Origin of the sequence: Streptomyces sp. CA-106110 (assembly GCF_050936285.1) — a bacterium.
Lineage (GTDB): Bacteria > Actinomycetota > Actinomycetes > Streptomycetales > Streptomycetaceae > Streptomyces.
Map to the genome: position 1 here is coordinate 6,120,281 of NZ_JBNJNB010000001.1, position 24,205 is coordinate 6,144,485.

20 protein-coding genes and 2 pseudogenes are annotated in these 24,205 nt (G+C 69.8%); 8 read left to right on the forward strand and 14 right to left on the reverse strand.

Features of this window, described 5'->3' with window-relative positions:
• Positions 1-40: 40 nt before the first annotated feature.
• Both ACQEXA_RS28195 and ACQEXA_RS28200 read right to left on the reverse strand, forming a co-directional pair.
• The gene (locus ACQEXA_RS28195) at positions 41-1,567 is read right to left on the reverse strand and encodes a recombinase family protein (RefSeq protein ID WP_432930271.1); all 1,527 of its coding nucleotides are present in this window, start codon (positions 1,565-1,567) and stop codon (positions 41-43) included.
• 32 nt (positions 1,568-1,599) lie between these two features.
• Positions 1,600-1,737: pseudogene (locus tag ACQEXA_RS28200) on the reverse strand (thioredoxin-like domain-containing protein); the annotation flags it as partial.
• Between the two features lie 150 nt (positions 1,738-1,887).
• Here ACQEXA_RS28200 and ACQEXA_RS28205 point away from each other — a divergent pair.
• A complete protein-coding gene (locus tag ACQEXA_RS28205) occupies positions 1,888-2,097 on the forward strand; it encodes a hypothetical protein (RefSeq protein WP_433131433.1) in 210 nt (69 codons plus the stop codon).
• Positions 2,098-2,371: 274 nt separating this feature from the next.
• On the opposite strand, the gene ACQEXA_RS28210 is transcribed toward ACQEXA_RS28205, so the two are convergent.
• Positions 2,372-2,785 carry a cupin domain-containing protein gene (locus tag ACQEXA_RS28210; RefSeq protein ID WP_432930267.1) on the reverse strand — a complete coding sequence of 138 codons (414 nt, stop codon included), beginning with the start codon at positions 2,783-2,785 and terminating at the stop codon, positions 2,372-2,374.
• A gap of 155 nt (positions 2,786-2,940) precedes the next feature.
• Positions 2,941-4,533 carry an IS200/IS605 family accessory protein TnpB-related protein gene (locus tag ACQEXA_RS28215; protein ID WP_432939348.1) on the reverse strand — a complete coding sequence of 531 codons (1,593 nt, stop codon included), beginning with the start codon at positions 4,531-4,533 and terminating at the stop codon, positions 2,941-2,943.
• Between the two features lie 175 nt (positions 4,534-4,708).
• Here ACQEXA_RS28215 and ACQEXA_RS28220 point away from each other — a divergent pair.
• Positions 4,709-5,627, forward strand: a pseudogene (locus tag ACQEXA_RS28220) (helix-turn-helix domain-containing protein).
• The gene (locus tag ACQEXA_RS28225) at positions 5,624-6,118 is read left to right on the forward strand and encodes an LURP-one-related/scramblase family protein (RefSeq protein ID WP_432930265.1); all 495 of its coding nucleotides are present in this window, start codon (positions 5,624-5,626) and stop codon (positions 6,116-6,118) included. Before ACQEXA_RS28220 ends, ACQEXA_RS28225 begins: the two are co-directional and overlap by 4 nt.
• Before the next feature lie 301 nt (positions 6,119-6,419).
• Here the strand turns inward: ACQEXA_RS28225 and ACQEXA_RS28230 are convergent, their stop codons facing one another.
• Complete coding sequence (locus tag ACQEXA_RS28230) at positions 6,420-7,244, reverse strand: maleylpyruvate isomerase family mycothiol-dependent enzyme (RefSeq protein WP_432930264.1); 825 nt, start codon at positions 7,242-7,244, stop codon at positions 6,420-6,422.
• Positions 7,245-7,422: 178 nt separating this feature from the next.
• On the opposite strand from ACQEXA_RS28230, the gene ACQEXA_RS28235 reads away from it, so the two are divergent.
• Positions 7,423-8,223, forward strand: a complete 801-nt coding sequence (locus ACQEXA_RS28235) for a carbon-nitrogen family hydrolase (protein WP_432930262.1) — start codon at positions 7,423-7,425, stop codon at positions 8,221-8,223.
• Positions 8,224-8,260: 37 nt separating this feature from the next.
• Here the strand turns inward: ACQEXA_RS28235 and ACQEXA_RS28240 are convergent, their stop codons facing one another.
• Together ACQEXA_RS28240 and ACQEXA_RS28245 are read right to left on the reverse strand one after the other, a co-directional pair.
• Positions 8,261-9,571, reverse strand: a complete 1,311-nt coding sequence (locus ACQEXA_RS28240; protein ID WP_433131435.1) for an MFS transporter — start codon at positions 9,569-9,571, stop codon at positions 8,261-8,263.
• Positions 9,568-10,251: a GntR family transcriptional regulator gene (locus tag ACQEXA_RS28245; protein WP_432930258.1), complete on the reverse strand. Its 684-nt coding sequence runs from the start codon at positions 10,249-10,251 to the stop codon at positions 9,568-9,570. Before ACQEXA_RS28245 ends, ACQEXA_RS28240 begins: the two co-directional genes overlap by 4 nt.
• Positions 10,252-10,456: 205 nt before the next feature.
• Between ACQEXA_RS28245 and ACQEXA_RS28250 the strand changes: the two genes are divergently transcribed.
• The gene (locus ACQEXA_RS28250) at positions 10,457-11,359 is read left to right on the forward strand and encodes a D-alanyl-D-alanine carboxypeptidase family protein (RefSeq protein WP_432930256.1); all 903 of its coding nucleotides are present in this window, start codon (positions 10,457-10,459) and stop codon (positions 11,357-11,359) included.
• A 69-nt stretch (positions 11,360-11,428) separates the two neighbouring features.
• Here the strand turns inward: ACQEXA_RS28250 and ACQEXA_RS28255 are convergent, their stop codons facing one another.
• Genes ACQEXA_RS28255 through pdhA form a run of 3 tightly spaced genes read right to left on the reverse strand, consistent with a single transcriptional unit; the run spans position 11,429 to position 15,003 of the window.
• A complete protein-coding gene (locus tag ACQEXA_RS28255) occupies positions 11,429-12,823 on the reverse strand; it encodes a dihydrolipoamide acetyltransferase family protein (protein WP_432930254.1) in 1,395 nt (464 codons plus the stop codon).
• Positions 12,824-12,833: 10 nt separating this feature from the next.
• Entirely contained in the window at positions 12,834-13,811 is a 978-nt protein-coding gene (locus ACQEXA_RS28260) for an alpha-ketoacid dehydrogenase subunit beta (protein ID WP_359390294.1), read from the reverse strand.
• A gap of 1 nt (position 13,812) precedes the next feature.
• Complete coding sequence (pdhA, locus tag ACQEXA_RS28265) at positions 13,813-15,003, reverse strand: pyruvate dehydrogenase (acetyl-transferring) E1 component subunit alpha (protein WP_360991156.1); 1,191 nt, start codon at positions 15,001-15,003, stop codon at positions 13,813-13,815.
• Positions 15,004-15,516: 513 nt separating this feature from the next.
• Between pdhA and ACQEXA_RS28270 the strand changes: the two genes are divergently transcribed.
• The gene (locus ACQEXA_RS28270) at positions 15,517-16,512 is read left to right on the forward strand and encodes a phosphotransferase (RefSeq protein WP_433131438.1); all 996 of its coding nucleotides are present in this window, start codon (positions 15,517-15,519) and stop codon (positions 16,510-16,512) included.
• 301 nt (positions 16,513-16,813) lie between these two features.
• Here ACQEXA_RS28270 and ACQEXA_RS28275 read toward each other — a convergent pair whose 3' ends face one another.
• Positions 16,814-18,382, reverse strand: coding sequence for a protein kinase domain-containing protein (locus ACQEXA_RS28275; protein ID WP_432930251.1), 1,569 nt, complete (start codon positions 18,380-18,382; stop codon positions 16,814-16,816).
• Positions 18,383-18,757: 375 nt separating this feature from the next.
• On the opposite strand from ACQEXA_RS28275, the gene ACQEXA_RS28280 reads away from it, so the two are divergent.
• Complete coding sequence (locus tag ACQEXA_RS28280) at positions 18,758-20,377, forward strand: protein kinase domain-containing protein (RefSeq protein WP_433131440.1); 1,620 nt, start codon at positions 18,758-18,760, stop codon at positions 20,375-20,377.
• 66 nt (positions 20,378-20,443) lie between these two features.
• Here ACQEXA_RS28280 and ACQEXA_RS28285 read toward each other — a convergent pair whose 3' ends face one another.
• Together ACQEXA_RS28285 and ACQEXA_RS28290 are read right to left on the reverse strand one after the other, a co-directional pair.
• Positions 20,444-20,989 carry a bacterial proteasome activator family protein gene (locus tag ACQEXA_RS28285; RefSeq protein WP_433131442.1) on the reverse strand — a complete coding sequence of 182 codons (546 nt, stop codon included), beginning with the start codon at positions 20,987-20,989 and terminating at the stop codon, positions 20,444-20,446.
• Entirely contained in the window at positions 20,932-21,477 is a 546-nt protein-coding gene (locus tag ACQEXA_RS28290) for a helix-turn-helix transcriptional regulator (protein WP_433134638.1), read from the reverse strand. The genes ACQEXA_RS28285 and ACQEXA_RS28290 overlap by 58 nt, the downstream gene beginning before the upstream one ends.
• Before the next feature lie 233 nt (positions 21,478-21,710).
• Between ACQEXA_RS28290 and ACQEXA_RS28295 the strand changes: the two genes are divergently transcribed.
• The gene (locus tag ACQEXA_RS28295; protein WP_433131445.1) at positions 21,711-22,811 is read left to right on the forward strand and encodes a hypothetical protein; all 1,101 of its coding nucleotides are present in this window, start codon (positions 21,711-21,713) and stop codon (positions 22,809-22,811) included.
• Positions 22,812-22,824: 13 nt separating this feature from the next.
• Here the strand turns inward: ACQEXA_RS28295 and ACQEXA_RS28300 are convergent, their stop codons facing one another.
• A complete protein-coding gene (locus tag ACQEXA_RS28300; RefSeq protein ID WP_359390318.1) occupies positions 22,825-23,805 on the reverse strand; it encodes an NAD(P)H-quinone oxidoreductase in 981 nt (326 codons plus the stop codon).
• Between the last annotated feature and the right edge of the window lie 400 nt (positions 23,806-24,205).

A 24,205-nucleotide genomic window follows, 5' to 3' on the forward strand; every position in this document is an offset into this window, starting at 1 on the left:
CATCGCCCGAGACGCCGCCCGTCGGCCGTCAGTGGTGGCGCTATTCGCCGCTGCCCGCCCACACGATCCGGACGCGGTCTTCAGCGACGAACCGCGCGCCATGTCGGCCCTTGGTGACCTCGACGCGGTCGATGGCCAGCTTCAGCAGCTCGCGCCGCTCCAGCACCTCGGCGGCTTCCCACGCCTCCGCCAGCAACTCGCCGTCGAGGAGAGTGGAAATGTCGGCCTCCGGCGTCGGCAGCTTGGCAAGGTCGTACCGCAGCCCGTCGATGCGACCACGCAGCCGGTCAGCGAGCCGGCTGTACCGCTCGATCGCTTCGGCGCCAGTGAACTCACCGCGAACGTAGCGCGCGTCTTCCAGGTCGGCCATTCGTGCTTCAGCGTCGGCGAGTTCGGCGGTTATCGCGTCTCGCTGCGCGAACAGTTCCGGGTCGGCCTTGTGTATCCATCGATCCGCGACGGCGTCCAGCAGCGGGTCTCCCGGCTCCAACATCGGCAGCCGAGCGAGGAACTGGAAGGTCACGTACTCGTCGACACGGATAGCCATCGCTGACGCACCGGGGCATGTGTTGCCTTGCAGCGCGCCGAGGCACCGGTACGAGTTCCCCGAGATAGCCATGGCCTTGCCACAGCCGTCGTGCGCGCAGCGAGCGATGGACGTTAGCAGAGCTGTACCGATCGGCTTCGGGTGTCGGCGACCGGCGTGCTGGAACGTACGCGACTCCAGCTGAGCGATGATCTTCTCCCGTTCGGCGACCGTGATGATGCCTTCGCCGACCTCGACGACGTCGCCGGTGTCGGGGTGCCGGTACGGGATGACCTTGGACGTGTAACGGCCGGTCTCTTTGTTCTTGATGGTCTCCGGCATGAGCCCGGCGAACGCGGGCGATCGCAGCAGATGCATGACCGTAGCCGCGTTCCACTGGCCACCGCGCGGGGACAAGATTTCGTGCTCGTTGAGCAGTCGGGCGATCTTCGCCATGGGCTTGCCGTCGAGGGCTTCGTCGGCGATGAGCCGGGCGTAGACGGCGTCCTCGGGGTCGTGGACAAGTTTCTTGGTGGCGGGTTCGATCACAAGGCCGAACGGCGGCTGTCCGCCGACCCACTGCCCGCGTGCACGGAGGTACTGCTTGGCGTGACCGACGCGAGTGCCGAGATTCTTCGACTCCGTGTATGCGAGTTCGGACAGCATCGCGATGACGAGCCGGGCGCTGTCGTTAGAGGTGTCCATCCCATCCATGACGGACACGAGGCGGCCCTTGGCGGCGGTGATGGCTTCGAGGGCGTTGCCGACCTCAGCCATGCCTTTACGCGAGAGTCGGTCGAGCTTCCAAACGATCAGCGTTCCGACGACACCGGAGGTCACGGCGGCTAGGGCGGCTTCGAACCCCCTGCGCTCGACCTTCTTGTAGCCGGACACGCCCCGGTCGATGTGGACCTTGCGGACTTCGAGGCCGTTCCGTTCGGCCCAAGCTCGGCAGTCGGCTTCCTGGCGCTCGATGGCCGTCTTCCCGTCCCGGTCGAGCGAGAGCCGGAGGTAGAGGTCGGCCAACGTGTGATGGTGCATTCGGACATCCTAGGTCGTTACTCCGTTATGGACGTCCAGAAATCGAGGATGACGATGCGTCCTCGCAGGTCGGCGAGGCTGTACTGTTCACCGCCCGTGTTCAGCCAGCCACCCTTGCCGATCAGCTCGGGGGCGCGGACACGGACGCGACGCGGTGTGGAGTCGTTCATGCGTCAAGAGTGCCATCCGCGCCGGTTAAGCCGCGGAGCCTGTGGATAACTCCGGTGACGTACGGTGGCCACAGGATCACGGGATGCGTTCGCGCCATCACCGAGAGATGCTCGACGCATACAGGGGGGCCACTGCAAGGGAGCAGTTCCATGCCACGAGACACCGACGACCAGACGCACCGCCGCGACCGTGAACGCGAGCACGGTGAGATCTCCGGCGAGGAGAAGCGCAACCGGGACCGGCGCGACCCCGAGATGAACGGGTCCCACCTGTCGGACCCCGACATGCGCCGTGACCGCAACGACCGGCGCGCGTCGTGGGACGACGACGAGGACGACATGCAGGAGGGCTACCGGTAGACCCGGCCCCCGGTCCCTCGGCGGACCGTCAGCGGCCCCACAGTGGCCCGCACACGAGTCCCCCGCCGCTCCGGCGGGGGACTCACTCGTCCACTCTCGGCGCCCGGCAGGCCGCTTCCGGGCGCGTCTCGCGTTCCCGGGGCCTTATGCGTCCTGGGCCCCGCCCCGTTCCCGGGTTTGTACGCGTTCCGGGCCCCGAAAGCAGTTCGCCTTCCCCACCCGGGCCTTGGCCCCTGGTCTTTGGCTCCAGCCCCGGTCCCGGACGCGGCCCCACTCAGGTCAGCGCATGTCCCGTCGTCGCGTCCACGTGGTCCGGGACGTCCTCGTGGCGGTCGCCGACCGTCATGGTGCCGGTGAGTTCGAACAGCAGGATCGACGCTCCGGTGGGGGCGGACGGCTTGTGCTCCGTGCCACGCGGGACCGTGAAGACCGAGCCCTTGGTCAGCGTGACCGTGCGTTCGCCGGCCGCCTCACGCAGCGCGATCCGCAGCTCGCCGTCCAGAACGAGGAAGAACTCGTCGGTGTGGTCGTGCGTGTGCCAGAGGTGCTCGCCGCGGACCTTGGCGACGCGGACGTCATAGTCGTTGACGGCGGTGACGATGCGCGGGCTCCACAGCTCGGAGAAGGAGGCGAGGGCCGCGGGGAGGGAGACGGGTTCATGGGCTTCCATCGGTTCCTTGGGTTCCATGCCTCCATCGTGCGGATACCCCGACCACCGCACGAGTGCTAGAAATCACATATGCCGCAAGGATCCTCTCAGGTGTCGTCGGTGCACCGTGTCGTCCTCGTCGTGGACGAGAACTCCAACCGTTCCAATTAAGTGAGCAGGAGTGGGTCGTGGACTCATACCTGGTCACTGCGGGCATCCCGAACGGTCTTGGATGCCCGGCTGGTCTCCCGCGTTCGCGTCCCTCTCGGCGACGGCACTCGTGGTGTCCGGTCCGTGGTGGGTGGGCGGGGTTCCTCACGCCCAAGGGCCCCCGGTCCGGCCTGGACGGTCCGATGCCCCGCACGATCACTCTGGTCGTGCGGGGGCGGTGTCGTCCGTCGCCGGATCGGGTGCCCTTGGGCGCGTCGTCCGATCGCGATGCTCGCGGCATCGTGACGGGTGGTCTTCCTGTGGTTCGCGGTGAGGGGTTTTTGCCAGTGCTGGGCACCCCACCGACTGGTGTAGGCCGGGTCGACGGCGATGATGCTGATGCCGGTGGCGTCGGCCATGGAGGTGAGGCGGGCGCGGAGTTTGCCGGTGGGCATGCCGGAGATCAACTGGCGGAATCGGCGCTTGCGTCCGTGTTTCTCGCGGGTCTTGTCCGCGCTGAAGTCCAGGTCCTCGACCGCGACCGCTTTGACGCCACAGGTCTTGGCCCAGTTCAGCAGCCGCGTGAGGGCGTGCCGCACTTGAGCGTCCCGGTGCTGAGCGGTGCCGGACAGGTCGAAGAAGAAGCGGCGGGGATTGCCGATGGGGTTGCCGTGGGTGTCCAGGCGCCAGGCGGCCAGGTGGTCGGCGTTCGTGTCGACACCGATCACACCGTGTGCGAGGGCGGCCTGGATCGGGATCGCCCGAGCGGGCGGATACTGCCACGAGGCGGTCAAGTACCAGCGTTCACGGTCCACGTCCAGGTGAATGCGGTAGGCCACAGCCCGGTTCACCTCCACCCGGTCGGCCCACTCGGTCCCCCGGTGCGCAAACCCGACACGAGCGGCGAGGACGTAGCGGCCATGCTCAGCATTGGCCAGGCAGGCGAGCGGGACGGGGAGCTTGATACTCACCTCGCCGCCCGGGGCGACCCGGATGGTCTCGTTCCCGTACCGTTTACCGGCCTCGCCGTCGGCGGCGAGGAACCAGCGTTGTGCTTCCCAGCGCCGACGCCACTGGGTCTCGGTGAGCTGGGTCCGGTCAAGGTTGTGGCGGGTGGTGAGGAGGCGTTGACCGCCGCGTGCCACCCGCACACGCCCCGCCTCGCGGTCGGACCGCGCCGCATCCAGCCGGTCCTGCAGCAGGTGCAGGCGGCGCGTCTTGGCGAACCACTCCCGCTTGCTGCGGTAGCCGCCCGGTGCCCCCTTGCTCCCCTTCTCCCCGACGGGGAGGGACAGCCGGTGCGTGATGGTGCGGACACCGGCTTCGAGGTTGTGGATGTGCGCAGCCTGACCGCGCCGGGCCAGGGCCCATTGATCGTGCGACGCTTTCGCGATCGCCCCGGCCCACCGCGACGACGACACCGCCGTCAGCTCCCGCTTGCGAGCCGCCCACGTGTCGGTGGAGTGCTGAAGACCATCCGCGCAGCGCGTCCTGAGATCCTTCGAAGCCAGCGAACCCAGGTGCGCGCCCACCAACGTGAGCACCTTCTCGTCCTGCGCGGTGAGGTCCTTGAGCCGGGTACGGACCGCCACGCCGGCAGGGCCAGGGGCGACGAACGGCGGATCGATCAAGCGCAATCCCTGCTGACGCACCAGACACCCCCCTTTGCCTCGCCGATCCCGTGGGTCACCAACACCACGAACCTAGCGGTCTCCACTGACAACCCGATCCGAGACCAAAAACGTGTTCACTCATACGTGCTTGCACCCACCCAAACGACCTCACCGAGCAGCAGCTCACGACCCCTTCGAAATGAGCTGCGCCATCGAGGTCTTCGGGCTAGACCGGCCCGAACTGGGCCGCGCTCTGTACGACTTCCGGCTGTGCACGGCCGCGCCCATGACCCGGATGCGGGACGGCTCCTTCACGCTCACCGATGTCGCCGGGCTGGACGCGGTGGAGGAGGCGGACACCCTGATCGTGCCGAACCGGCCGGACACCGACACCCTGCGCTCCCCGGAGGTCCTCGACGCCGTTCGCCGGGCGCACGCGCGGGGCGCACGGCTCATCGGTTTCTGTTCCGGGGCGTTCACCATCGCGGAGGCCGGGCTGCTCGACGGACGCAGGGCGGCCTGCCACTGGATGTGGGCGGATGCGTTCCGGGTGCGGTTTCCGCAGGTGAGGCTCGAGCCTGATGTGCTGTTCGTGGACGACGGCGACATCCTGACCGACTCCGGGAGCGCCTCGGCGCTCGACCTCGGGCTGCACGTCGTGCGTCGCGACCACGGCGCCGAGATCGCGAACGCCGTCTCCCGGCGGCTGGTCTTCGCGGCGCATCGCGACGGGGGCAGCGGCAGTTCGTGGAGCGGCCGGTGCCCGAGGTGCCGGACGAGTCGCTCGCCCCGTTGCTCGCCTGGGCGCAGGAGCGCCTGGGTGAGCCGCTCAGCGTCGCGGGCCTCGCGGCGCGCGCCGCGGTGAGCCCCGCCACCCTGCACCGGCGCTTCCGTGCGCAACTGGGCACCGCCCCGCTGGCCTGGCGACCGGAGAGAGGGTCGCTCTGGCGTGCCGGCTGATCGAGCGCGGGGAGGAGCGGCTGGATGTGGTCGCCGCGCGCAGTGGCCTCGGCACGGCCGCCAACCTGCGGGCACGGCTGCGGCGCGAGACCGGGCTCAGCCCATCGGCCTACCGACGGCGTTTCGGGCCCGCCACGGGGGAACCTTTCCTCGTATGAGACTCCTGGTACGCGACCGGCTCCTCGGCTTCGGTGACGACTACTGGATCGAGGATCAGCACGGCAACAAGGTGTTCCTGGTCGACGGCAAGGCGATGCGGCTGCGGGACACCTTCGAGCTCAAGGACACGCAGGGGCGGGTCCTGATCGACATCCATCAGAAGATGTTCGCCCTGCGCGACACGATGATCATCGAACGCAACGGCGACCCGCTGGCCACGATCAAGCGCAAGCGCCTGTCCCTGCTGCGGAACCATTACCGCGTCTCGCTGGTGGACGGGACGGAGCTCGACGTCAGCGGCAAGATCCTCGACCGCGAGTTCGCCATCGACTACGACGGGGAACTGCTCGCGCAGATCTCCCGTCGCTGGCTGCACGTCCGCGAGACGTACGGCCTCGACATCGTGCGCGACGACGCCGACCCGGCCCTGATGGTCGCGGTGGCGGTGTGCGTGATCCACCTGGCGGAGAAGGAGCGGGAGGAGGACTGAGCCGCTCGGCCGTGGGCGCCTGAGCTCACGTGATCTCCCATGGCCCGGAGCCGCGCCCACACGGCGTCCGGGCCCACGCTATATCGGGCCCACGCTGTATCCGGGCCCACACAGCGATCAGGCCCTCACACAGCGATCGGGCGACACAAAGTCCGGCCCCGCCTGATGTGCGGGCCACCACGGTGTACCGGCCCGTGCGTTGTCAGGGCCCGGCACGTCCCTTTCCGTGCCCGGCCCTGGCTGTTCCCAGCTCTCCCCGTGCCCGGCCGACGCCGGGCGGCCCGCTCCCGTGGGCCCGGGTCTACTTCGTCACGGCGAACGCCATCAGGATCGCCGCCGTCAGCTCCGGGTCGCCCTCCGCCTTGATGCGGTCCGCGACCAGGTCCGCTGTGATCCGGCCGCAGGCGAGACCCACATAGGTCTCCCAGTCGAGTGTGAGCGTCACCCTCGGGCCCAGCGAGGGCGTGCCGTCGACCGAACCGCGGCCCTCCGCGTCGACCCGCACCGTGCGCATGAACTCGACGGGGCCGTGCACGTCGAAGACGATCGCCGAACCGGCGGGCGCCTTCGCGTCCTCGGCGACGACCTTCGGCAGCGCGGCCACCAGCTCGTCCCGCGCGATGTACGCGCCGGGCGAGTCCAGGTTCCCCGGCCGACGCAGCGTCGTGCGGAGGTCCTGCTCGTGCACCCACACGTCGAACGCGCGGTACCGCATGGCCTCTTCGAGGGTCTGCTCGGTACCGAGCGGGCCGCGGATCTTGGTGCCCGGGTCCCGCGACTCGTTCCGCAGCTGGCGGTTGCGGCGGATGATCGTGTACTCCAGCTCGGACGTCATCTCGGGCGCCGTGTGGTGGCGGCGGACGTCGACCTGCATCTCCATGTAGCGCTGATGCTCGGTCGTGACGTGGAACAGGTCGCGCGGGAGCGTGTGGATCGGCCGGGGATCCCCGAGCATTTCGCAGTCCATGCCGATGACGTGGGACACCACGTCGCGCAGCGACCAGCCGGGGCAGGGCGTGCGCCGGTTCCACTCGCTGTCCGCGAGCGGCTGCACCAGCTCGGATATCGCTTCGATGGAGTGGGTCCAGGCGTCGGCGTAGGGCTGAAGAGTGGGATGCAGGCTCACGGAACGGGGCCCCTCGGGCGGTCGGTGCACGGGCGGTTGTGACGGCAGTGGCGATGGGCGGCGACTGTCGCGGGTGTCTTGGAACGTTAAGTTACGCTGCTCTGAGGCACCCCGGCAGGGCTTTCGTGTGACGATCGTAGGCCTGAAAAGACGGCTCGAATGCCAGGACGGTGGTAGTGTGCGCGCCTCCCTCATCCAATTCCGGGTAGAAGACAACGAATCGGTTGATTCACGCCGCCGACGGGCGGCCTCACTGGTACGGGATCAAGCCGAAGTCGATCTGGTGGTGCTGCCCGAGCTCTGGACGACCGGGGCGTTCGCCTACGAGCAGTTCGGGTCCGAGGCGGAGCCGCTCGACGGGCCGACCTACGAGGTCATGGCCAAGGCGGCGAGCGACGCGGGCGTGTGGCTGCACGCCGGGTCGATCCCCGAGCGTGACCCCGAAGGCCCGATCTACAACACGTCTCTCATCTTCTCCCCCTCCGGTGAACTGGCCGCCTTCTACCGCAAGATCCACCGCTTCGGCTTCGACAAGGGCGAGGCCGTCCTGATGGGCGCGGGGACCGAGCCGGTGACGGTGCCTCTGCCGGAGACGACCGTCGGCGTGGCCACCTGCTACGACCTCCGCTTCCCCGAGCTCTTCCGCTCGCTCGTGGACGCGGGGGCCGAGACGATCGTGATCCCGGCGGGCTGGCCGGAGCGCCGCCGGTCGCACTGGACGCTGCTGGCCCAGGCGCGGGCGGTCGAGAACCAGGCGTACGTCCTTGCCTGTGGAACGGCCGGGACGCACGCCGGGGTTCCGCAGGCGGGTCACTCGATCGTGGTAGATCCCTGGGGCGACGTCCTCGCCGAGGCGGGCGCCGACGAGGAGGTCCTCACGGTGGAGTTCGATCCGGCGAGGGTCGCGGCCACCCGGGAGCAGTTCCCGGCGCTGAAGGACCGTGTACTGGGCCTGGAGCGGCCGCGCCGCCGTCCGTAACCGGCGACGGCGAAGCCACGGGACACGGCGCCGGCACCTACGCCGCCGGCACGTGCACCGTCTCCACCCGGCTCGCGACCAGCCGCTCCCGCTCCCTGCGCGCCGCCTGCTCGCGCAGGCGCAGGATCTGGCTCAGCCCCAGCGCCTGGAGTACGAACACCGCGCAGAACGCCACGGTGTAGTCGTCTCCCGTCGCGTCCAGGAGCACGCCGGTCGCCAGCAGTGTCGTCATGGAAGCGACGAAACCGCCCATGTTGGTGATGCCCGAGGCGGTGCCCTGACGCTCGGGCGGGTTCGCCGGACGCGCGAAGTCGAAGCCGATCATCGAGGCCGGACCGCAGGCGCCGAGCACCGTGCACAGCACGATCAGCAGCCACATCGGCGCGTGCACGCCCGGGTAGACGAGCGTGGCCGCCCACACCACCGCCGTGGCCGTGACCGTGCCGAGCGCCAGCGGCAGCCGCGCCGCGTGGTGGCGGGCGACGATCTGCCCGTACACCAGGCCGACGACCATGTTCGACAGCACCACGAGCGTGAGGAGCTCACCGGCCGTCGCCCGCGACAGGCCCTGCCCCTGCACCAGGAACGGAAGCCCCCACAGCAGCAGGAACACCATCGCCGGGAACTGTGTGGTGAAGTGCACCCACATGCCGAGCCGCGTCCCGGGCTCCTTCCAGGACGCCACGATCTGCCGCCGCACATAGGCCGCTCCGTGGTGCGGGAACGGCTCGGGCTCGTGCCCCTCGGGGTGGTCCTTCAGGAAGAACAGGAGCAGGAGCAACACGACGACACCGGCGAGCGAGCTGCCGCCGAACGCCGCGGTCCAGCCGACCCCGTGCAGCAGCCGGGCCAGCACGAGCGTCGAGATCAGGTTGCCGGCCATGCCCACCAGACCGGCGAGCTGGGCGACCAGCGGGCTGCGCCGGGCCGGGAACCAGCGGGTGCCGAGCCGCAGCACGCTGATGAACGTCATCGCGTCACCGCAGCCGAGCAGCGCACGCGAGGCGAGCGCCGTGCCGTACGAGGAGGCGAAGGCGAACCCCAGCTGACCCGCTGTGAAAAGGACCACTCCGATGGCCAGCACCTTCTTGGTGCCGAGGCGGTCCACCAGCAGACCGACGGGTATCTGCATGCCCGCGTACACGAGGAGCTGGAGGATGGCGAAGGTGGACAGCGCCGACGCGCCGACGTGGAAGCGGTCCGCGGCGTCGAGTCCGGCGACACCCAGGGACGTCCGGAAGATGACGGCGACGAAGTAGACCGAGACGCCGACGGCCCACACGGCGACGGCGCGACGGCCGCCGGGCGGATCACCGGGCAGGGACACGGAACGGGCCTCGGCACTCATCGCACCTCACCCCGCGCCAGGTGCGAGAACCAGCTGACGTGCCGGTGGACGATCTCGACCGCCGCCTCGGCGTCGCCGGACCGCAGGGCCTGCAGGATCTCCGCGTGTTCGGTGAGCGTCTTGGCGATCCGGTCGGGATGCGAGTGCATGACCGCGACGCCCATCCGCAGTTGCCGGTCCCTGAGCTGGTCGTAGAGGCGGGAGAGGATCTCGTTGCCGCCACTGCGCACGATCTCGGCGTGGAAGGTGCGGTCGGTGACCGCCGCCCCGGCCAGGTCCCCGGCCGCGGCCTGCTCCTTCTGCCGGGCGAGAAGCTCCTCGAGACGGGAGATCAAGGCCTGCGGGGCGGGCACCGCCTTGCGGGCCGCATACTCCTCCACGAGCTGACGCGTCTCGACCACGTCCGCGATCTCCTGGGCGGAGACGGGCAGGACGAGCGCTCCCTTCTTCGGGTAGAGCCGGATCAGCCCTTCGGCCTCCAGCCGCAGCAGCGCCTCGCGCACCGGCGTCCGGGAGACGCCGACCTCGTCGGCCAGCTCACCCTCGGTGAGCAGCGTCCCACCTTCGTAACGGCGTCCGAGGACACCCTGCTTGACGTGGGCGTACACACGGTCGGCGGCAGGCGGCTGCTTGACCGACGGCTTCTCGGGAGCGGGGGCGGGCGAGGGCGGTGAAGGCATGCGCACATCATAGATACAACGCGTACGCATGCCGATGAACGTCCACGATGCGGACCGCACGGCCGCCTCAAAATTTCCCCCGACAACCGCACATCCATTTCTGCCACTTACGAGTCTCAGGGGAAAGGCGGCCTTGCCATCTGGCCGCACTCCAGGGGCATTTGGATGCTTTCAGGCGCATCAGAGACGCATCGGAGCGTTTAACTTGATTACCGGCATTAAGGGCACGCGAGTTCGCAGGGCAGTCGCGGCAGTGGTCACCACCGGAGCCGTGCTCACCACCGGAGCCCTCACCGCGGCGCCCGCGCAGGCCGTCACAGCGCCCTCGATCGTGGCCAAGGGCGGCTACGTGATGAACAACGCCAACGGCTCGACGCTGTACACGAAGACCGCGGACACCAGGCGTTCCACCGGCTCCACCACGAAGATCATGACTGCGAAGGTCGTGCTCGCCCAGTCGAACCTCAACCTTGACGCCAAGGTGACGATCCAGAAGGCGTACAGCGACTACATCGTTGCCAACAACGCCTCGTCCGCCCACCTGATCGTCGGCGACAAGGTCACCGTCCGCCAGTTGATGTACGGGCTGATGCTGCCCTCCGGCTGCGACGCGGCCTACGCGCTCGCGGACAAGTTCGGTTCCGGCACGACGCGTGCCGCCCGCGTGAAGTCGTTCATCGGCAAGATGAACAGCGCCGCCAAGAGCCTCGGCCTGACGAACACGCACTTCGACTCGTTCGACGGCATCGGTAACGGAAGCAACTACTCGACGCCGCGCGACCTGACGAAGATCGCGAGCAGCGCGATGAAGAACTCCACGTTCCGCACGATCGTGAAAACGAAGTCGTACACGGCGAAGACCATCACCAAGTCGGGCACCACCCGGACCATGGCGCCGTGGACCAACACCAACACGCTGCTCAGCAGCTACAGCGGCGCGATCGGTGTGAAGACCGGCTCCGGCCCCGAGGCCGGCGCCTGCCTCGTCTTCGCGGCCACCCGCAACGGGAAGACCGTCATCGGCACGGTTCTGGCCTCGTCCACGTACGCGCAGCGCGCCACGGACGCGACGAAGCTCCTGAACTACGGCTTCGCGAAGCTGGGCTGACGCCCACGCTCACGCAGAAGGGGGCCTGCCGCTGGTGCGGCAGGCCCCCTTCTGCAGCAGCTTTCGGCCCTAGCCCCAGGTGATCAGCCGCTTCGGCTGCTCCAGGATGGCCGCCACATCCGCAAGGACCTTCGAGCCCAGCTCGCCGTCGACCAGACGGTGGTCGAAGCTGAGCGCCAGGGTGGTGACCTGGCGGGGCTTGACCTTGCCCTTGTGGACCCACGGCTGGAGCTTGATCGCGCCGACCGCGAGGATCGCCGACTCGCCCGGGTTGAGGATCGGCGTGCCCGTGTCGACGCCGAAGACGCCCACGTTCGTGATGGTGACCGTGCCGCCCTGCATTGCCGCCGGAGACGTCTTGCCGTCGCGCGCCGTGGCCACCAGCTCGCCGAGCGCCTCCGCCAGCTGCGGAAGCGTCTTGTCGTGCGCGTCCTTGATGTTCGGCACGATCAGACCGCGCGGAGTGGCCGCCGCGATGCCCAGGTTCACATAGTGCTTGCGCACGATCTCCTGGTTCGCCTCGTCCCAGGACGCGTTGATGTCCGGGTTCCGCTTGATCGCCACCAGCAGGGCCTTGGCGATGAGGAGCAGCGGGTTCACGCGCAGGCCCTGCAGCTCCCTGTCCTGCTTGAGCTCCTCGACCAGCTTCATCGTGCGGGTCACGTCGACGGTCACGAACTCCGTGACGTGCGGCGCGGTGAACGCCGAGCCAACCATCGCCTGCGCCGTGACCTTGCGGACGCCCTTGACGGGGACACGGGTCTCCCGCGCGGTGTCGTACGTCACCGCTTGCGCCTGGACGGCGGCAGGCGCCTGGGCGACGGGAGCCGCGGGAGCGGGGGCCGGTGCGGGCACCACCGCGGCGTGCACGTCCTCGCGGGTGATGATCCCGTCCGGACCCGAGGGCCGCACCCTCGCCAGGTCGACACCCAGGTCCTTGGCGAGCTTGCGCACCGGCGGCTTCGCGAGCGGACGGGGGGCTTGCGCGCCGTGTCCGTTCAGCTCGCCCTGGAGCGCCGTGGCCGCTTGGAGGGTCTCCTCGGTGGCCGTCGCGGTCGTCTTGCGGGGCCGGCGCCGGGTCGAGGACTCGGCGACGCCGTACCCGACGAGCACCGGCTGGCGGCCCTCCTGCTTGGGCTCGTCGGCCGCGGGCTGCGCGGCCGGGGCCTCGGCGGACGCCGGGGCCTCCTCGGCCGGGGCCCCTCCGGTGGTGTCGACCGCGATGATGGCGGTGCCGACATCGACCGTGGTGCCTTCGGGGAAGCGGAGTTCCCGGACGACCCCGTCGTACGGGATCGGCAGTTCGACGGCCGCCTTCGCCGTCTCCACCTCGCAGACGACCTGTCCGTCGGTGACCGTGTCACCGGGCTGCACGTACCACTTGAGGATCTCGGCCTCGGTGAGTCCCTCGCCCACGTCGGGCATCTTGAACTCTCGCACGGACGCGTCAGTCATCGTCGTCATGACCTTCTCCTCAGTACGCCAGGGCGCGGTCGACGGCGTCGAGCACCCGGTCGAGGCCTGGCAGGTACTCCTCCTCCAGCCGCGCCGGCGGGTACGGGGCGTGGTAGCCGCCGACCCGCAGGACGGGCGCCTCGAGGTGGTAGAAGCACCGCTCCGTGATCCGGGCGGCGATCTCCCCGCCCGAGCCGAAGAACACCGGTGCCTCGTGCACCACGACCAGGCGGCGGGTCTTCTCCACCGAAGCCTGGATGGAGTCGAAGTCGAGCGGGGAGACCGAACGCAGGTCCAGGACCTCGAGGGACTTGCCCTCCTCCTCGGCGGCGGCCGCCACCTCCTGGCAGACCTTCACCATCGGGCCGTAGGCGGCCAGCGTCAGATCCGTGCCCTCACGCACCACGCGGGCCTTGTGCAGGGGGCCGGGGATCGCCTCGGCGTTGACCTCGCCCTTGTCCCAGTAGCGCCGCTTCGGCTCGAAGAAGATCACCGGGTCGTCGCTCTGGATGGCCTGCTGCATCATCCAGTACGCGTCCGACGCGTTGGACGGAGAGACGATCTTCAGACCGGCCACGTGCGCGAACAGCGCCTCGGGGGACTCGCTGTGGTGCTCGACCGCGCCGATGCCGCCGCCGTACGGAATGCGGACGACGACCGGCATCTTGACCTTGCCCAGCGAGCGGGCGTGCATCTTGGCCAGCTGGGTGACGATCTGGTCGTACGCCGGGAAGACGAAGCCGTCGAACTGGATCTCCACCACCGGCCGGTACCCGCGCAGCGCCAGGCCGATCGCGGTGCCGACGATGCCTGACTCGGCGAGCGGGGTGTCGATGACCCGCTCCTCGCCGAAGTCCTTCTGCAGTCCGTCGGTGACCCGGAAGACACCGCCGAGCTTGCCGACGTCCTCGCCCATCACCAGGACCTTGGGGTCCGACTCCAGAGCCTTGCGCAGCGACTCGTTGATCGCCTTGGCGAGCGCCATCTTCTCGGCCATGTCACCGTCCCCCTTCTGCGTCCGCGAACGACGCCTGGTAGGCGGCGAACTGGGCTCGCTCCTCGTCGACGAGCGCGTGCCCGTCCGCGTACACGTTCTCGAAGATGGCGAAGTGGTCCGGGTCCGGCATGGCACGGACCGCTTCGCGTACTCGCCTTCCCAACGCCTCGCTCTCCGCCTCGAGTTCCGCGAAGAATCCCTCGTCCGCGTGGTTTGAGGCCAGGAGATACGTGCGCAGCCGCGCGATCGGGTCCTTCGCCTCCCAGGCGGCCCGCTCGTCGTCGTGGCGGTAGCGGGTCGGGTCGTCGGAGGTCGTGTGCGCACCCATGCGGTACGTGAACGCCTCGACCAGGGTCGGGCCCTCGCCGTTGCGCGCCCGCTCCAGCGCCCACTTGGTGACGGCCAGGCAGGCCAGTACGTCGTTGCCGTCGACCCGCACGCCCGGGAAGCCGTAGCCCTGCGCGCGCTGGTACAGCGGCACACGGGTCTGCTTCTCGGTGGGCTCGGAGATCGCCCACTGGTTGTTCTGGCAGAAGAACACGACCGGGGCGTTGTAGACCGCGGAGAAGGTGAAGGACTCGGCCACGTCGCCCTGGCTGGAGGCGCCGTCACCGAAGTACGCGATCACCGCCGAGTCGGCGCCGTCCTTGGCGACGCCCATGGCGTAGCCGGTGGCGTGCAGCGTCTGCGAGCCGATGACGATCGTGTAGAGATGGAAGTTGTTGCTGTTCGGGTCCCAGCCGCCGTTGTTCACACCGCGGAACATGCCGAGCAGGTTGGCGGGGTCGACCCCGCGGCACCAGGCGACGCCGTGCTCGCGGTAGGTCGGGAAGACGTAGTCGTCGTCGTTCAGCGCCCGGCCGGAGCCGATCTGGGCGGCCTCCTGGCCGAGCAGCGACGCCCACAGACCCAGCTCGCCCTGCCGCTGCAGGGAGGTGGCCTCGGCGTCGAAGCGGCGGGTCAGCACCATGTCCCGGTACAGGCCGCGCAGCTGTTCGGGCGTGATGCCCTCGACGTACTGGTCGTACTCCGCGTTCTCGACCCGCGTGCCCTCGGGCGTCAGCAACTGGACGAGGTCCGGGTCAGTGCCCTGCTTGGGCGTGGTGCGGCTGGTGCGCTTGGTGCCGGTGGTGCCGGCCTTGCTTCCAGCGCTGCGTCGCGGCTTGCGCGCGGCAGTGCTCTCCACGGTCACGTGTGCTCCTCCGTCGGTCCGGCCCCCGGGTTCGCCGGGTGCCTGGGGGTCCCCTCGGCCCGCGTGGGGCCGCTGAGAGCGGCTCGCCTGCAGCGCACGGACGCACGGGGTGGGTGCGGCTCGTTCGAAACAGACGTGACAGGTGCCCCGGCGAGCGCCCTGCAAAGGGCACGTTACCCAGTGCTCCACATTTCTGTGAAACCCCTCCTGACCTGGGATTTTGCTTGGATATCCAAGTAAATCGAGTAAGTCGGGAACAGGCGCTGGTCACAGCCTTGCAGGGGGCCGGAACAACGGCACGTTATCCCGCTCACCTGGAGCACGGGAAGACGTGAATTCAGCGGCGCCCCTCGCGCGCCTCCCTGTCGGCGGACACCGATCCGCATTCCGCCCCGACGATCACGCGCCGACCCCCTTGTGACCGAATGCGACTGTCTGTGACAAGGCCCAGCTCATGCGTCCGGTTGGTGCCCTAACATCTGGCGCGTACCGCGCTCATCTGTATCGCCCCCGGTGTCGCATGCGCCCCCTCTGGGCGCCCTCCTCTGCCAGTACGCCGCCGGATCCGCGCTCACCTGCGACCCCGTCGACCAGGGACTGCTCAACCGCGGCTACCGGCTCCGCACGACGCGCGGCCGCTACTTCCTCAAGCACCACTTCGACCCCGAGACCGCCGATCCCGCTGCGATCGCGCGGCAGCACCGTGCCACCCAGCGTCTGGCGGACCTAGGCGTCCCCGTGGCACCGCCGCCGGCCGGACGCGACGGCCGTACGGTCGCTGTCGTCGGCGGCCACGCCTACGCCCTGCACCCGTGGGTCGACGGGCGGCACCGGCACGGCGGACAGCTCACCACGGAGCAGTGCGGGCGGCTCGGCGCGCTCCTCGGGACGGTGCACGCGAGCCTGGAGCGGGTGATGACCTCCGCGCCCGCCGCCCGCCCCACGAGCGCCGACCCCGCCGACACCTTCGAACTCATCGACGACCTGTTGCGCCGGGTGCGCCGGCACCGGCCCCGGGACGCGTTCGACGAACTCGCCCTGCACCGCCTGACGGAGCGGCGGGCACTGCTGGAGCAGCACCTGGACCGGCGGCCGCCGAGCGGCGGCTCGGTGGGGTGGGTGCACGGCGACTTCCACCCGTTCAACCTGCTCTACCGGGGAGATGTGCCCGCCGCGATCGTCGACTGGGACAGGCTCGGCGTGGAGCCGCCCGCCGAGGAGGCGGTACGGGCCGCGGCGATCTTCTTCCTGCGGCCCGTCGGCACGCTCGACCTGGCGAAAGTGCGAGCCTATGCGCGCGCGTACCGCCGTACCGCGGGGGCGCGACCCGGCGAACTCGCCACCGCCGTGCACCGCGTGTGGTGGGAGCGGCTCAACGACTTCTGGATGCTGCGCTGGCACTACGAGCGCGGCGACCGCCGCGCGGACGCGCAGTTCCCGGCGGCCTCGGCCCTGGCGGTGTGGTGGACGCACACGTACGACACGGTGTGCGACGCGTTCACGCGCTGAGGGCGAGCACCGGGCCGTGATCCCTGCGGGGCGAGCAGGCGCGGTGCGAGTCCGGTCGGGTGCGGATACGGGCCCGGACACCGGCGGCGCCGAGGAATCTCCACGCGGCGGGGCGGATCCGTGAACGACGTCACGCGCGCGTGGAGGCCGTCGCACGTCCCCTGTTCCCAGGTCCAGTCGTGCTCGGGGCCCACGCGCGCGTGGAGCCGGGCGCCGCCCACGCCGCCGTCACTCGGTGGTCACCGCGCTCCCGCCACGGGCCCGGGTGGCCGATCGACCCGGCCGGGTCGGCGTTCGCAGGTCAGGGCCCCTGCGTACCGCCCGCGCTGTTTCCGCCGCCGTCCGTCGACGTCGGGTCCGAGGCGCCGCCGCCATCGGTGGGCGTGTCGGTCGGCGCGTCCGTGGGCGTCGTATCGGTGGGCTCGTCGGTGGGCTGGTCCGGAGTCGTCGACGGCTGGGCCGGCGGCTGCTGGCTGTACGTCGGCGACGGCGTGTACGAGGGCGTGAAGTCCGAGCCGCTGCCCGTGTTCGAGCTGTCGCTCGTGGACGTGTCGGTCGTCTCGTCCGACGGCGTCGGCGTGGACTTGTCGTCCTGGTGGGCCTTCGTCGGGGCGGGCGACTGCGTCGTGTCGGTCCCGCCGCCGCTTCCGGCCGCGTTGTTCAGCGCGAGCGCGACACCCGCCGCGATGGCGACGACCGCGAGCACCGCGAGGATCCACAGCTTGCCGCGGCCGCTGCCCTGGTTGCCGTGGCCCTCGAAGCCGCCGTCGTCCCCTCCGCCGTAGCCCGCGGGCAGGATCGGCTGCGGGATCTGCGTGGTGCCGGACTGGCCGGGATAAGGCATCACGGTCGTGCCCGCGAAACCCGCCGCCGGGGTGTGCCGGCCGTCGTGGGCGCCCACCGGGCCGGTGTTCCAGGTGCCGGTGTGGCCGCCCTGGTCGTACAGCATCTGCAGCGCGTACTGGACGAGTCCGCGCATCTCCTCGGCGGTCTGGAACCGGTCGTCCGGCTCCTTCGCGAGGGAGCGCATGACGAGCCCGTCCAGCTCCGGCGGAGCCGCCGCGCCCTCGGAGATCTGGGACGGCGGCACCGGCATGTCCTGGACGTGCTGGTAGACCACGGACAGCGGCGTCTCGCCGACGAACGGGGGTCGCAGCGCGAGCAGTTCGTACAGCAGGCAGCCCGTCGCATACAGGTCGGACCGGTGGTCGACGGCCTTGCCCAGCGCCTGCTCGGGGGAGAGGTACTGCGGGGTGCCCATGACCATGCCGGTCTGCGTCATCGTCGTGGACGCCCCGTGCAGGGCCCGCGCGATGCCGAAGTCCATCACCTTGACCGCGCCGTTGTTGGTGATGATGACGTTCGCCGGCTTGATGTCGCGGTGCACGATGCCGTGCTGGTGCGAATAGGCGAGGGCCTCGAGGACGCCCGACACGATGATCAGGGCCTGTTCGGGGCCGGGGGCCTCCGCGTTGAGCAGCAGGTCGCGGATCGTGCGGCCCTCGACGATCTCCATCACGATGTACGGCACCGACTGGCCGCCCACCGAGTCCTCGCCCGAGTCGTACACGGCGACGATCGCATGGTGGTTGAGCCCGGCCACCGACTGGGCCTCGCGCGTGAAGCGGGCCTTGGAGACCGGGTCCTCCGCGAGGTCCGAGCGGAGCAGCTTGACCGCGACGGTCCTGCCGAGGCGCACGTCCTCGGCCGCGAACACCTCGGCCATGCCGCCCCGGCCGAGTCTGCGGGTCAGCCGGTACCGGCCGTCCCCGACAAGCCCGCCGTTGCCCCACGTCTCCGGCGCGTCCGACATCCCGCCGCCAGTCGCCTCGGGGTCGGACGGGCCCTGGGCGCGCTGCGTCTGTGCCATCAGTCCTCGCCGTCGTTTCTGCCCGCGGTCTGCGCGGTGGTTGTCACGGTCTCCGACGGGCCACGCTACAGGCTCCGTGCAAGTCACCGGTCCGAGATGGAACCGGGAAGGACCGGCCATCAAACCCTGCGGGGGGTCCCGTGTGCAAATCCCGTGTACCGCCCGTACGACCCCTGTAACGCTTGCGCGACGCTACTTTCGCGTACGGTCACGGAACGGGCACCGAGCTTGACGTGTCACTGCCCTCGGGCAGACTTGGCCGGGAATAGATCAGTCGATCACGGATCGATCGCGTCGATCGCCGAACACTCGAATATCGATCACGGTCGGGGGCGCGACGAGCGATCGCCGCCGCGCCGATGGGGGACGCAGAAGATGAGCCAGGACGGCGCACAGGGCCGTTATGCGGGGCGATCGGTCGCCGGGGGCCGCTACCAGCTGCGCGACTTGCTCGGCGAAGGCGGAATGGCTTCGGTGCACCTCGCGTACGACACGGTGCTCGACCGCCAGGTCGCGATCAAGACACTTCACACCGAGCTCGGCCGCGAACAGGCCTTCCGCGAGCGCTTCCGGCGTGAGGCGCAGTCCGTGGCGAAGCTCACGCACACGAACATCGTCTCGGTCTTCGACACCGGCGAGGACCAGCTCGACGGGATGACCACCCCGTACATCGTCATGGAGTACATCGAGGGCAAGCCCCTCGGCTCCGTCCTCGACGCGGACGTTCGGCAGTACGGCGCGATGCCGGCCGACAAGGCGCTGAAGATCACCGCGGATGTGCTGGCGGCGCTGGAGATCAGCCACGAGATGGGCCTGGTCCACCGGGACATCAAGCCGGGCAACGTGATGATGACGAAGCGCAACGTCGTCAAGGTGATGGACTTCGGCATCGCGCGCGCCATGCAGTCCGGCGTCACCTCCATGACGCAGACCGGCATGGTGGTCGGCACACCGCAGTACCTGTCGCCGGAGCAGGCCCTCGGCCGGGGCGTGGACGCGCGCAGCGATCTGTACTCGGTCGGCATCATGCTGTTCCAACTGGTCACCGGACGGCTGCCGTTCGAGGCGGACTCACCGCTGGCGATCGCGTACGCGCATGTACAGGAGGAGCCGGTGGCTCCTTCCTCGATCAACCGCTCGCTGCCGCCCGCGGTGGACGCGCTGGTCGCCCGCGCGCTGAAGAAGAATCCCAACGAGCGCTTCCCCAGCGCCGAGGCGATGCGCGACGAGTGCCTGCGCGTGGCCGCGTCCCTCACGACGGCCCCGCCGAGCATCGTGCCGGGTGCGCGGACCTCGGACGGCGCCGGAGTCAGTTCCGCGGTGTTCCCGCCCATCGACCAGGCGAGGCCCGTCCCGCCGGGCGCCGTCCAGACGCCCTACCCCGGCCCCTACGGCGCGCCCGCGCAGTCGCCCGCGTACGGCTACCCCCAGCAGGGCGGTTACCAGACGCCGCAGACCGCCGCGTACGCGCCGCAGCAGTCCTCCACCCCGCCGCCGTACACCATCAACCCGCAGTACCCGACGCCCGCCAACGGCGGCTCGGGCGGGCGGAAGAGCAACCGGGGCGTGGTCATCGGCTCGATCGTGGTCGCCCTGGTCGCGATAGGCGCTCTCGTCACGGCCCTGTCGCTGAATGCCGGCGGCGACGACAACCCGGGCGGTGGCGGCAGCAGCACCAGCGCGTCCTCGAGTGGGGTCGCGGGCCACAAGGGCCCCGACACGACGAAGACGATCGACACGACCAAGTGCACGGAGCCGGAGGAGTCGTACAACGACCCGAAGAAGATCCGGATCCCGGACTTCTCCTACAAGTACATCATGTCGGTCAAATCGTGCTTCCAGGCCGCGGGTTGGCAGATGTCGATCAAGCATGTCGACGAGAACACCTACGGCGAGGGCACGGTGATGGATCAGTTCCCGTCCGCCGGCACGGACGTCGATCCCAAGAAGATGCCGGAGATCGAACTGAGCGTCTCCACGGGCAACCCGTCGTAAGCGGCTCCTGACGCAACGCGAGGGCCCGGCACCGAATGGTGCCGGGCCCTCGAACGTTCCCGGGTTCTACAGGTACGGTCCGCCGGCCCGGCCGCCCGTGCGACCGTCCTCCTCGCCGTCGGGGGAGCCGACGCCCGGCGGCAGGGCCCGGCGCATCTGCTCCAGCTGAGCCCGCGCCGCCATCTGCTGGGCGAACAGGGTGGTCTGGATGCCGTGGAACAGCCCTTCCAGCCAGCCCACCAGCTGTGCCTGCGCGATACGCAGTTCCGCGTCGCTCGGAATGACGTGGTCCGTGAAGGGCAGGGAGAGCCGCTCCAGTTCCTCGACGAGTTCGGGGGCGAGACCGTCCTCCAGCTCCTTCACCGAACTGGCGTGGATCTCCTTCAGGCGCTGTCGGCTCGCCTCGTCCAGAGGAGCCGCACGCACCTCCTCCAGCAGCTGCTTGATCATGCTTCCGATACGCATGACCTTCGCGGGCTGCTCCACCTGTTCGGTCACCGGGACCTCGCGGAAGTCATCGTCTCCAGTGCCGCCGAGTGCCATTCCGTCCTGGCCTACGACCAGGATCCTCGGGGCGTTCTCGGACGACCTTTCGTTCCTCGGCATCTCCATGCCGCCATTCTCTCGCACGGGTGCATCACACCAGTCATGTGCCCTCGGTGAGAGGTGATCCACCCTGCGACACGCCCTGTCCGGGCTCGGCAGGCGCTTCCGTCTGGCGGCGCTGCGAGGCACCGCAGCATGGCCTCGCAGCGGGTCAAGACAGCTTGGCCTCGCAGTGGGTCGAGCCGATGGAGCGCGGCCTCGGGTGTGTCGACGGCCACGGCCGGCTTGGCCGCCTGTTCATTGCGCGGCGGACCGGGGCGTTCCACCGGACGGATGCAGCGGTCCTGCGGACGGAGGTACCCGTCGTGCAGTTCGTCACGGCCTGCTTCGGTGAGTGCGTACGCGTGCCTTCTCGCGCCCCGCTCCTCCTGCTTGACCAGCCCTTCCTCCTCCAGCCGCGCCAGGACCGCGCTCGTCTTCCCGGCGTCCGGCGCCCACACCGCCCGGGCCCGCGCCTCCGGCTCCGTGCATAGCCGGGCACCGTCGCGAGAAATCGCGTTTCAGCAGCGTAGGCACGGCGTGGCGCATTGACATGCCGCTCTTTGCGGTGGGTCGGGTGGGGAAATGACGGCCGGAAAGCGGGCCTCGCATCGGACCCAGAGCCGAGATGCCGGATATGGGGGCCCGTGTGAGGCTGAAGCCGTTGATCTTGCCGCCCCGAGCACGGGAGGGGGTCACACGCGTGACTCCAAGGCTCTGTACGCCGACCACGTTCCGCACGCTTCGCGTGTCCGTTCTGCCGTCCGTCCTCACGACGACGGCCCTCTTGGGCATATCCCCCGCGTACGGCATGTCGCCCGAGTACGGGATCGGGTCCCGCTCCGGCCCCCGGCCCGCGTCGTCCGCCGCTCAGCCCACGTACAACACCCGGTATTCCGCTGTCGCCGCCTCGTCGACTTACGCCACCCGGTCCGCACACTCCGTGCGGCCCGCCACGGCGCCGCCCGCGACCCACGTGCACGCCGCCGGGCACGGGGCATACGCCTCGTGCTTCCCCAGCGCCGTTGCGCACAGGCCGACGGCCACGACCGGCTCCCCACACCGCGGGGGACAGAAGGCGTCAGCCCTCGCCGCGCACTCAGCGGTCGCGGGACACGAGACGTCAGCCGCCACCGCTCACGCAACCGTCGTGGGACACAAGGCGGCACTGGCCAACGCTCACGCAGCTCCCGAAAGGGGCAAGGCGGTACGCGCCACTGCTCATGCAGCCCACGCGGAGCACAAGGCGATATCCGCCACCGCACACTCAGCCCCCACGGAGCACAAAGCGGCGGCCCCCGCTCCACGTGCCGCGACTTCCCTCGCGCACAGGACTTCCACGTCAGCCACCGGCAGGTCCCTCGCGGCCAAGGCCCCGGCGGCATCCATCCGCATGGCGGTCTTCGACTTCAAGGCGTCCCGCGCCCCCGCGGGCGCACCCGCCGCCAGGCGTTCGACGGCGCCGGCACTGGCGGCCTCCGCCGTGTCCTCGCCCGATCCCTCCCGTGCCGGAAGCCTGCCCGGAGTGGGACGGTTGCGGCCCGGGCGGACGGACTCCTCACCGGAGGACCAGGGGGACGAGCCGACGTACACGGATGAGGACCCCTCGGCACTGCAGGAGCCGACGGAGAACGACACCCAGTACCCCGACCTGGGGGACGAGGAGTCCATCGGTGCGGTCGACCCGCTGAAGTCCTCGCCCACCCCGTCGCAGGACTCCGCCGTCCTCGCCCGGGAAGCCGGGGGCTCGGAACCAGTGACGGAGATACTGCCCCTCGGCAGCGGTCTGGTCCTCGTCGGTGCCGGACTGGGACTCGCCCTCCTCGCCCTGCGTCTGCGCCGGGAGTGACCGCTGCGCCCGGCTACGGCACGACCAGCAGGACCTTCCCGATGTGCCCGCTCTCCTCCAGCAGGCGATGGGCCTCGGCGGCGTCGTTCATCGGAATCTCCCGGTCGACGACCGGGCGGACGTGACCGGCGGCGGTCAGCGGCCAGACGTGCTCGCGCACCGCCGCCACGATCGCCGCCTTCTCACCGAGCGGACGCGCTCGCAGCGAGGTCGCCGTGATCGCGGCCTGCTTCCTCAGCAATGTGTTGATGTTCAGCTCGCCCGTCACCCCGCCCTGCAGGCCGATGATCGCGAGCCGCCCGTTCACCGCGAGTGCCTGGACATTGCGGTCCAGGTACATCGCACCCATGTTGTCGAGGATGACGTCCGCACCCTCCCCGGCGGTGGCCTCCCGGATCTCCTCCACGAAGTCCTGCTCGCGGTAGTTGATCAGTACGTCCGCTCCCAGATCCGCGCAGCGCTCCAGCTTCTCCTTGCTGCCCGCGGTGACCGCGACCTTGGCGCCCACAGCCTTGGCGAGCTGGATCGCCATGGTGCCGATGCCGCTGGATCCGCCGTGCACAAGGAGCGTCTCGCCGGGGCGCAGATGGGCGACCATGAAGACGTTCGACCAGACCGTGCAGGTCACCTCCGGCAGCGCGGCGGCATGCCGCAGTTCGAGGCCCTCCGGCACGGGCAGCAGCTGCCCCGCGGGGACGACGACCTTCTCGGCGTAGCCGCCGCCCGCGAGCAGTGCACAGACCTCGTCGCCGACGGCCCACCCCGAGACACCCGGGCCCAGCGCGGCGATGCGCCCCGAGCATTCGAGTCCGGGATAGAGGGAGGCACCGGCCGGTGGGTTGTAGAAGCCCTGCCGCTGAAGGACGTCGGCGCGGTTGACGCCGGCGGCCACCACATCGACCAGCACTTCGCCCTCGCCGGGTACGGGATCGGGGACCTCGGTCCACACCAGCGCCTCGGGTCCACCAGGTTCAGGAATCGTGATCGCGTACATGAGGGGGACGCTACTCCTCATGGTCAGCCCTTCGAGAGCCGACGGCACGGCGCCTTAAGCCAAGGGGAAGACCGCCAGGTGCGCCCGCTCCGGGACTTCCACCCGATGGGTGACGGTGGGCACCCGGACAGCAAATGACCGCCGGGGTGACCACACAGTCAGCAAATGACCGCCGGGGTGACCACACAGTCAGCGAGTGACCGCCGGGGTGACCAAACGGCCAGCACGTGGCCACCAGGGTGTCAGCCCGGTCGGCAGGCGACCGCCGGGTGTGCACACGGTCAGCAGCGCCCGCCTCAGAATCGGATGTTCCACGTGAAACACACCCTCTAGCGACTCACCCTGCCAAGTCACCCGCCCGAGTCACGCTCTCCAGGCCGCGCTCCGGACGACACGTTCC

Coding starts and splice junctions, on each gene's coding strand:
- ACQEXA_RS28195 (WP_432930271.1), bottom strand. CDS start 1,567: ATGCACCATCACACGTTGGCCGACCTCTACCTCCGGCTCTCGCTCGAC.
- ACQEXA_RS28205 (WP_433131433.1), top strand. CDS start 1,888: ATGCCACGAGACACCGACGACCAGACGCACCGCCGCGACCGTGAACGC.
- ACQEXA_RS28210 (WP_432930267.1), bottom strand. CDS start 2,785: ATGGAACCCAAGGAACCGATGGAAGCCCATGAACCCGTCTCCCTCCCC.
- ACQEXA_RS28225 (WP_432930265.1), top strand. CDS start 5,624: ATGAGACTCCTGGTACGCGACCGGCTCCTCGGCTTCGGTGACGACTAC.
- ACQEXA_RS28240 (WP_433131435.1), bottom strand. CDS start 9,571: ATGAGTGCCGAGGCCCGTTCCGTGTCCCTGCCCGGTGATCCGCCCGGC.
- ACQEXA_RS28245 (WP_432930258.1), bottom strand. CDS start 10,251: ATGCCTTCACCGCCCTCGCCCGCCCCCGCTCCCGAGAAGCCGTCGGTC.
- ACQEXA_RS28255 (WP_432930254.1), bottom strand. CDS start 12,823: ATGACGACGATGACTGACGCGTCCGTGCGAGAGTTCAAGATGCCCGAC.
- ACQEXA_RS28260 (WP_359390294.1), bottom strand. CDS start 13,811: ATGGCCGAGAAGATGGCGCTCGCCAAGGCGATCAACGAGTCGCTGCGC.
- ACQEXA_RS28275 (WP_432930251.1), bottom strand. CDS start 18,382: ATGGCACAGACGCAGCGCGCCCAGGGCCCGTCCGACCCCGAGGCGACT.
- ACQEXA_RS28280 (WP_433131440.1), top strand. CDS start 18,758: ATGAGCCAGGACGGCGCACAGGGCCGTTATGCGGGGCGATCGGTCGCC.
- ACQEXA_RS28285 (WP_433131442.1), bottom strand. CDS start 20,989: ATGGAGATGCCGAGGAACGAAAGGTCGTCCGAGAACGCCCCGAGGATC.
- ACQEXA_RS28300 (WP_359390318.1), bottom strand. CDS start 23,805: ATGTACGCGATCACGATTCCTGAACCTGGTGGACCCGAGGCGCTGGTG.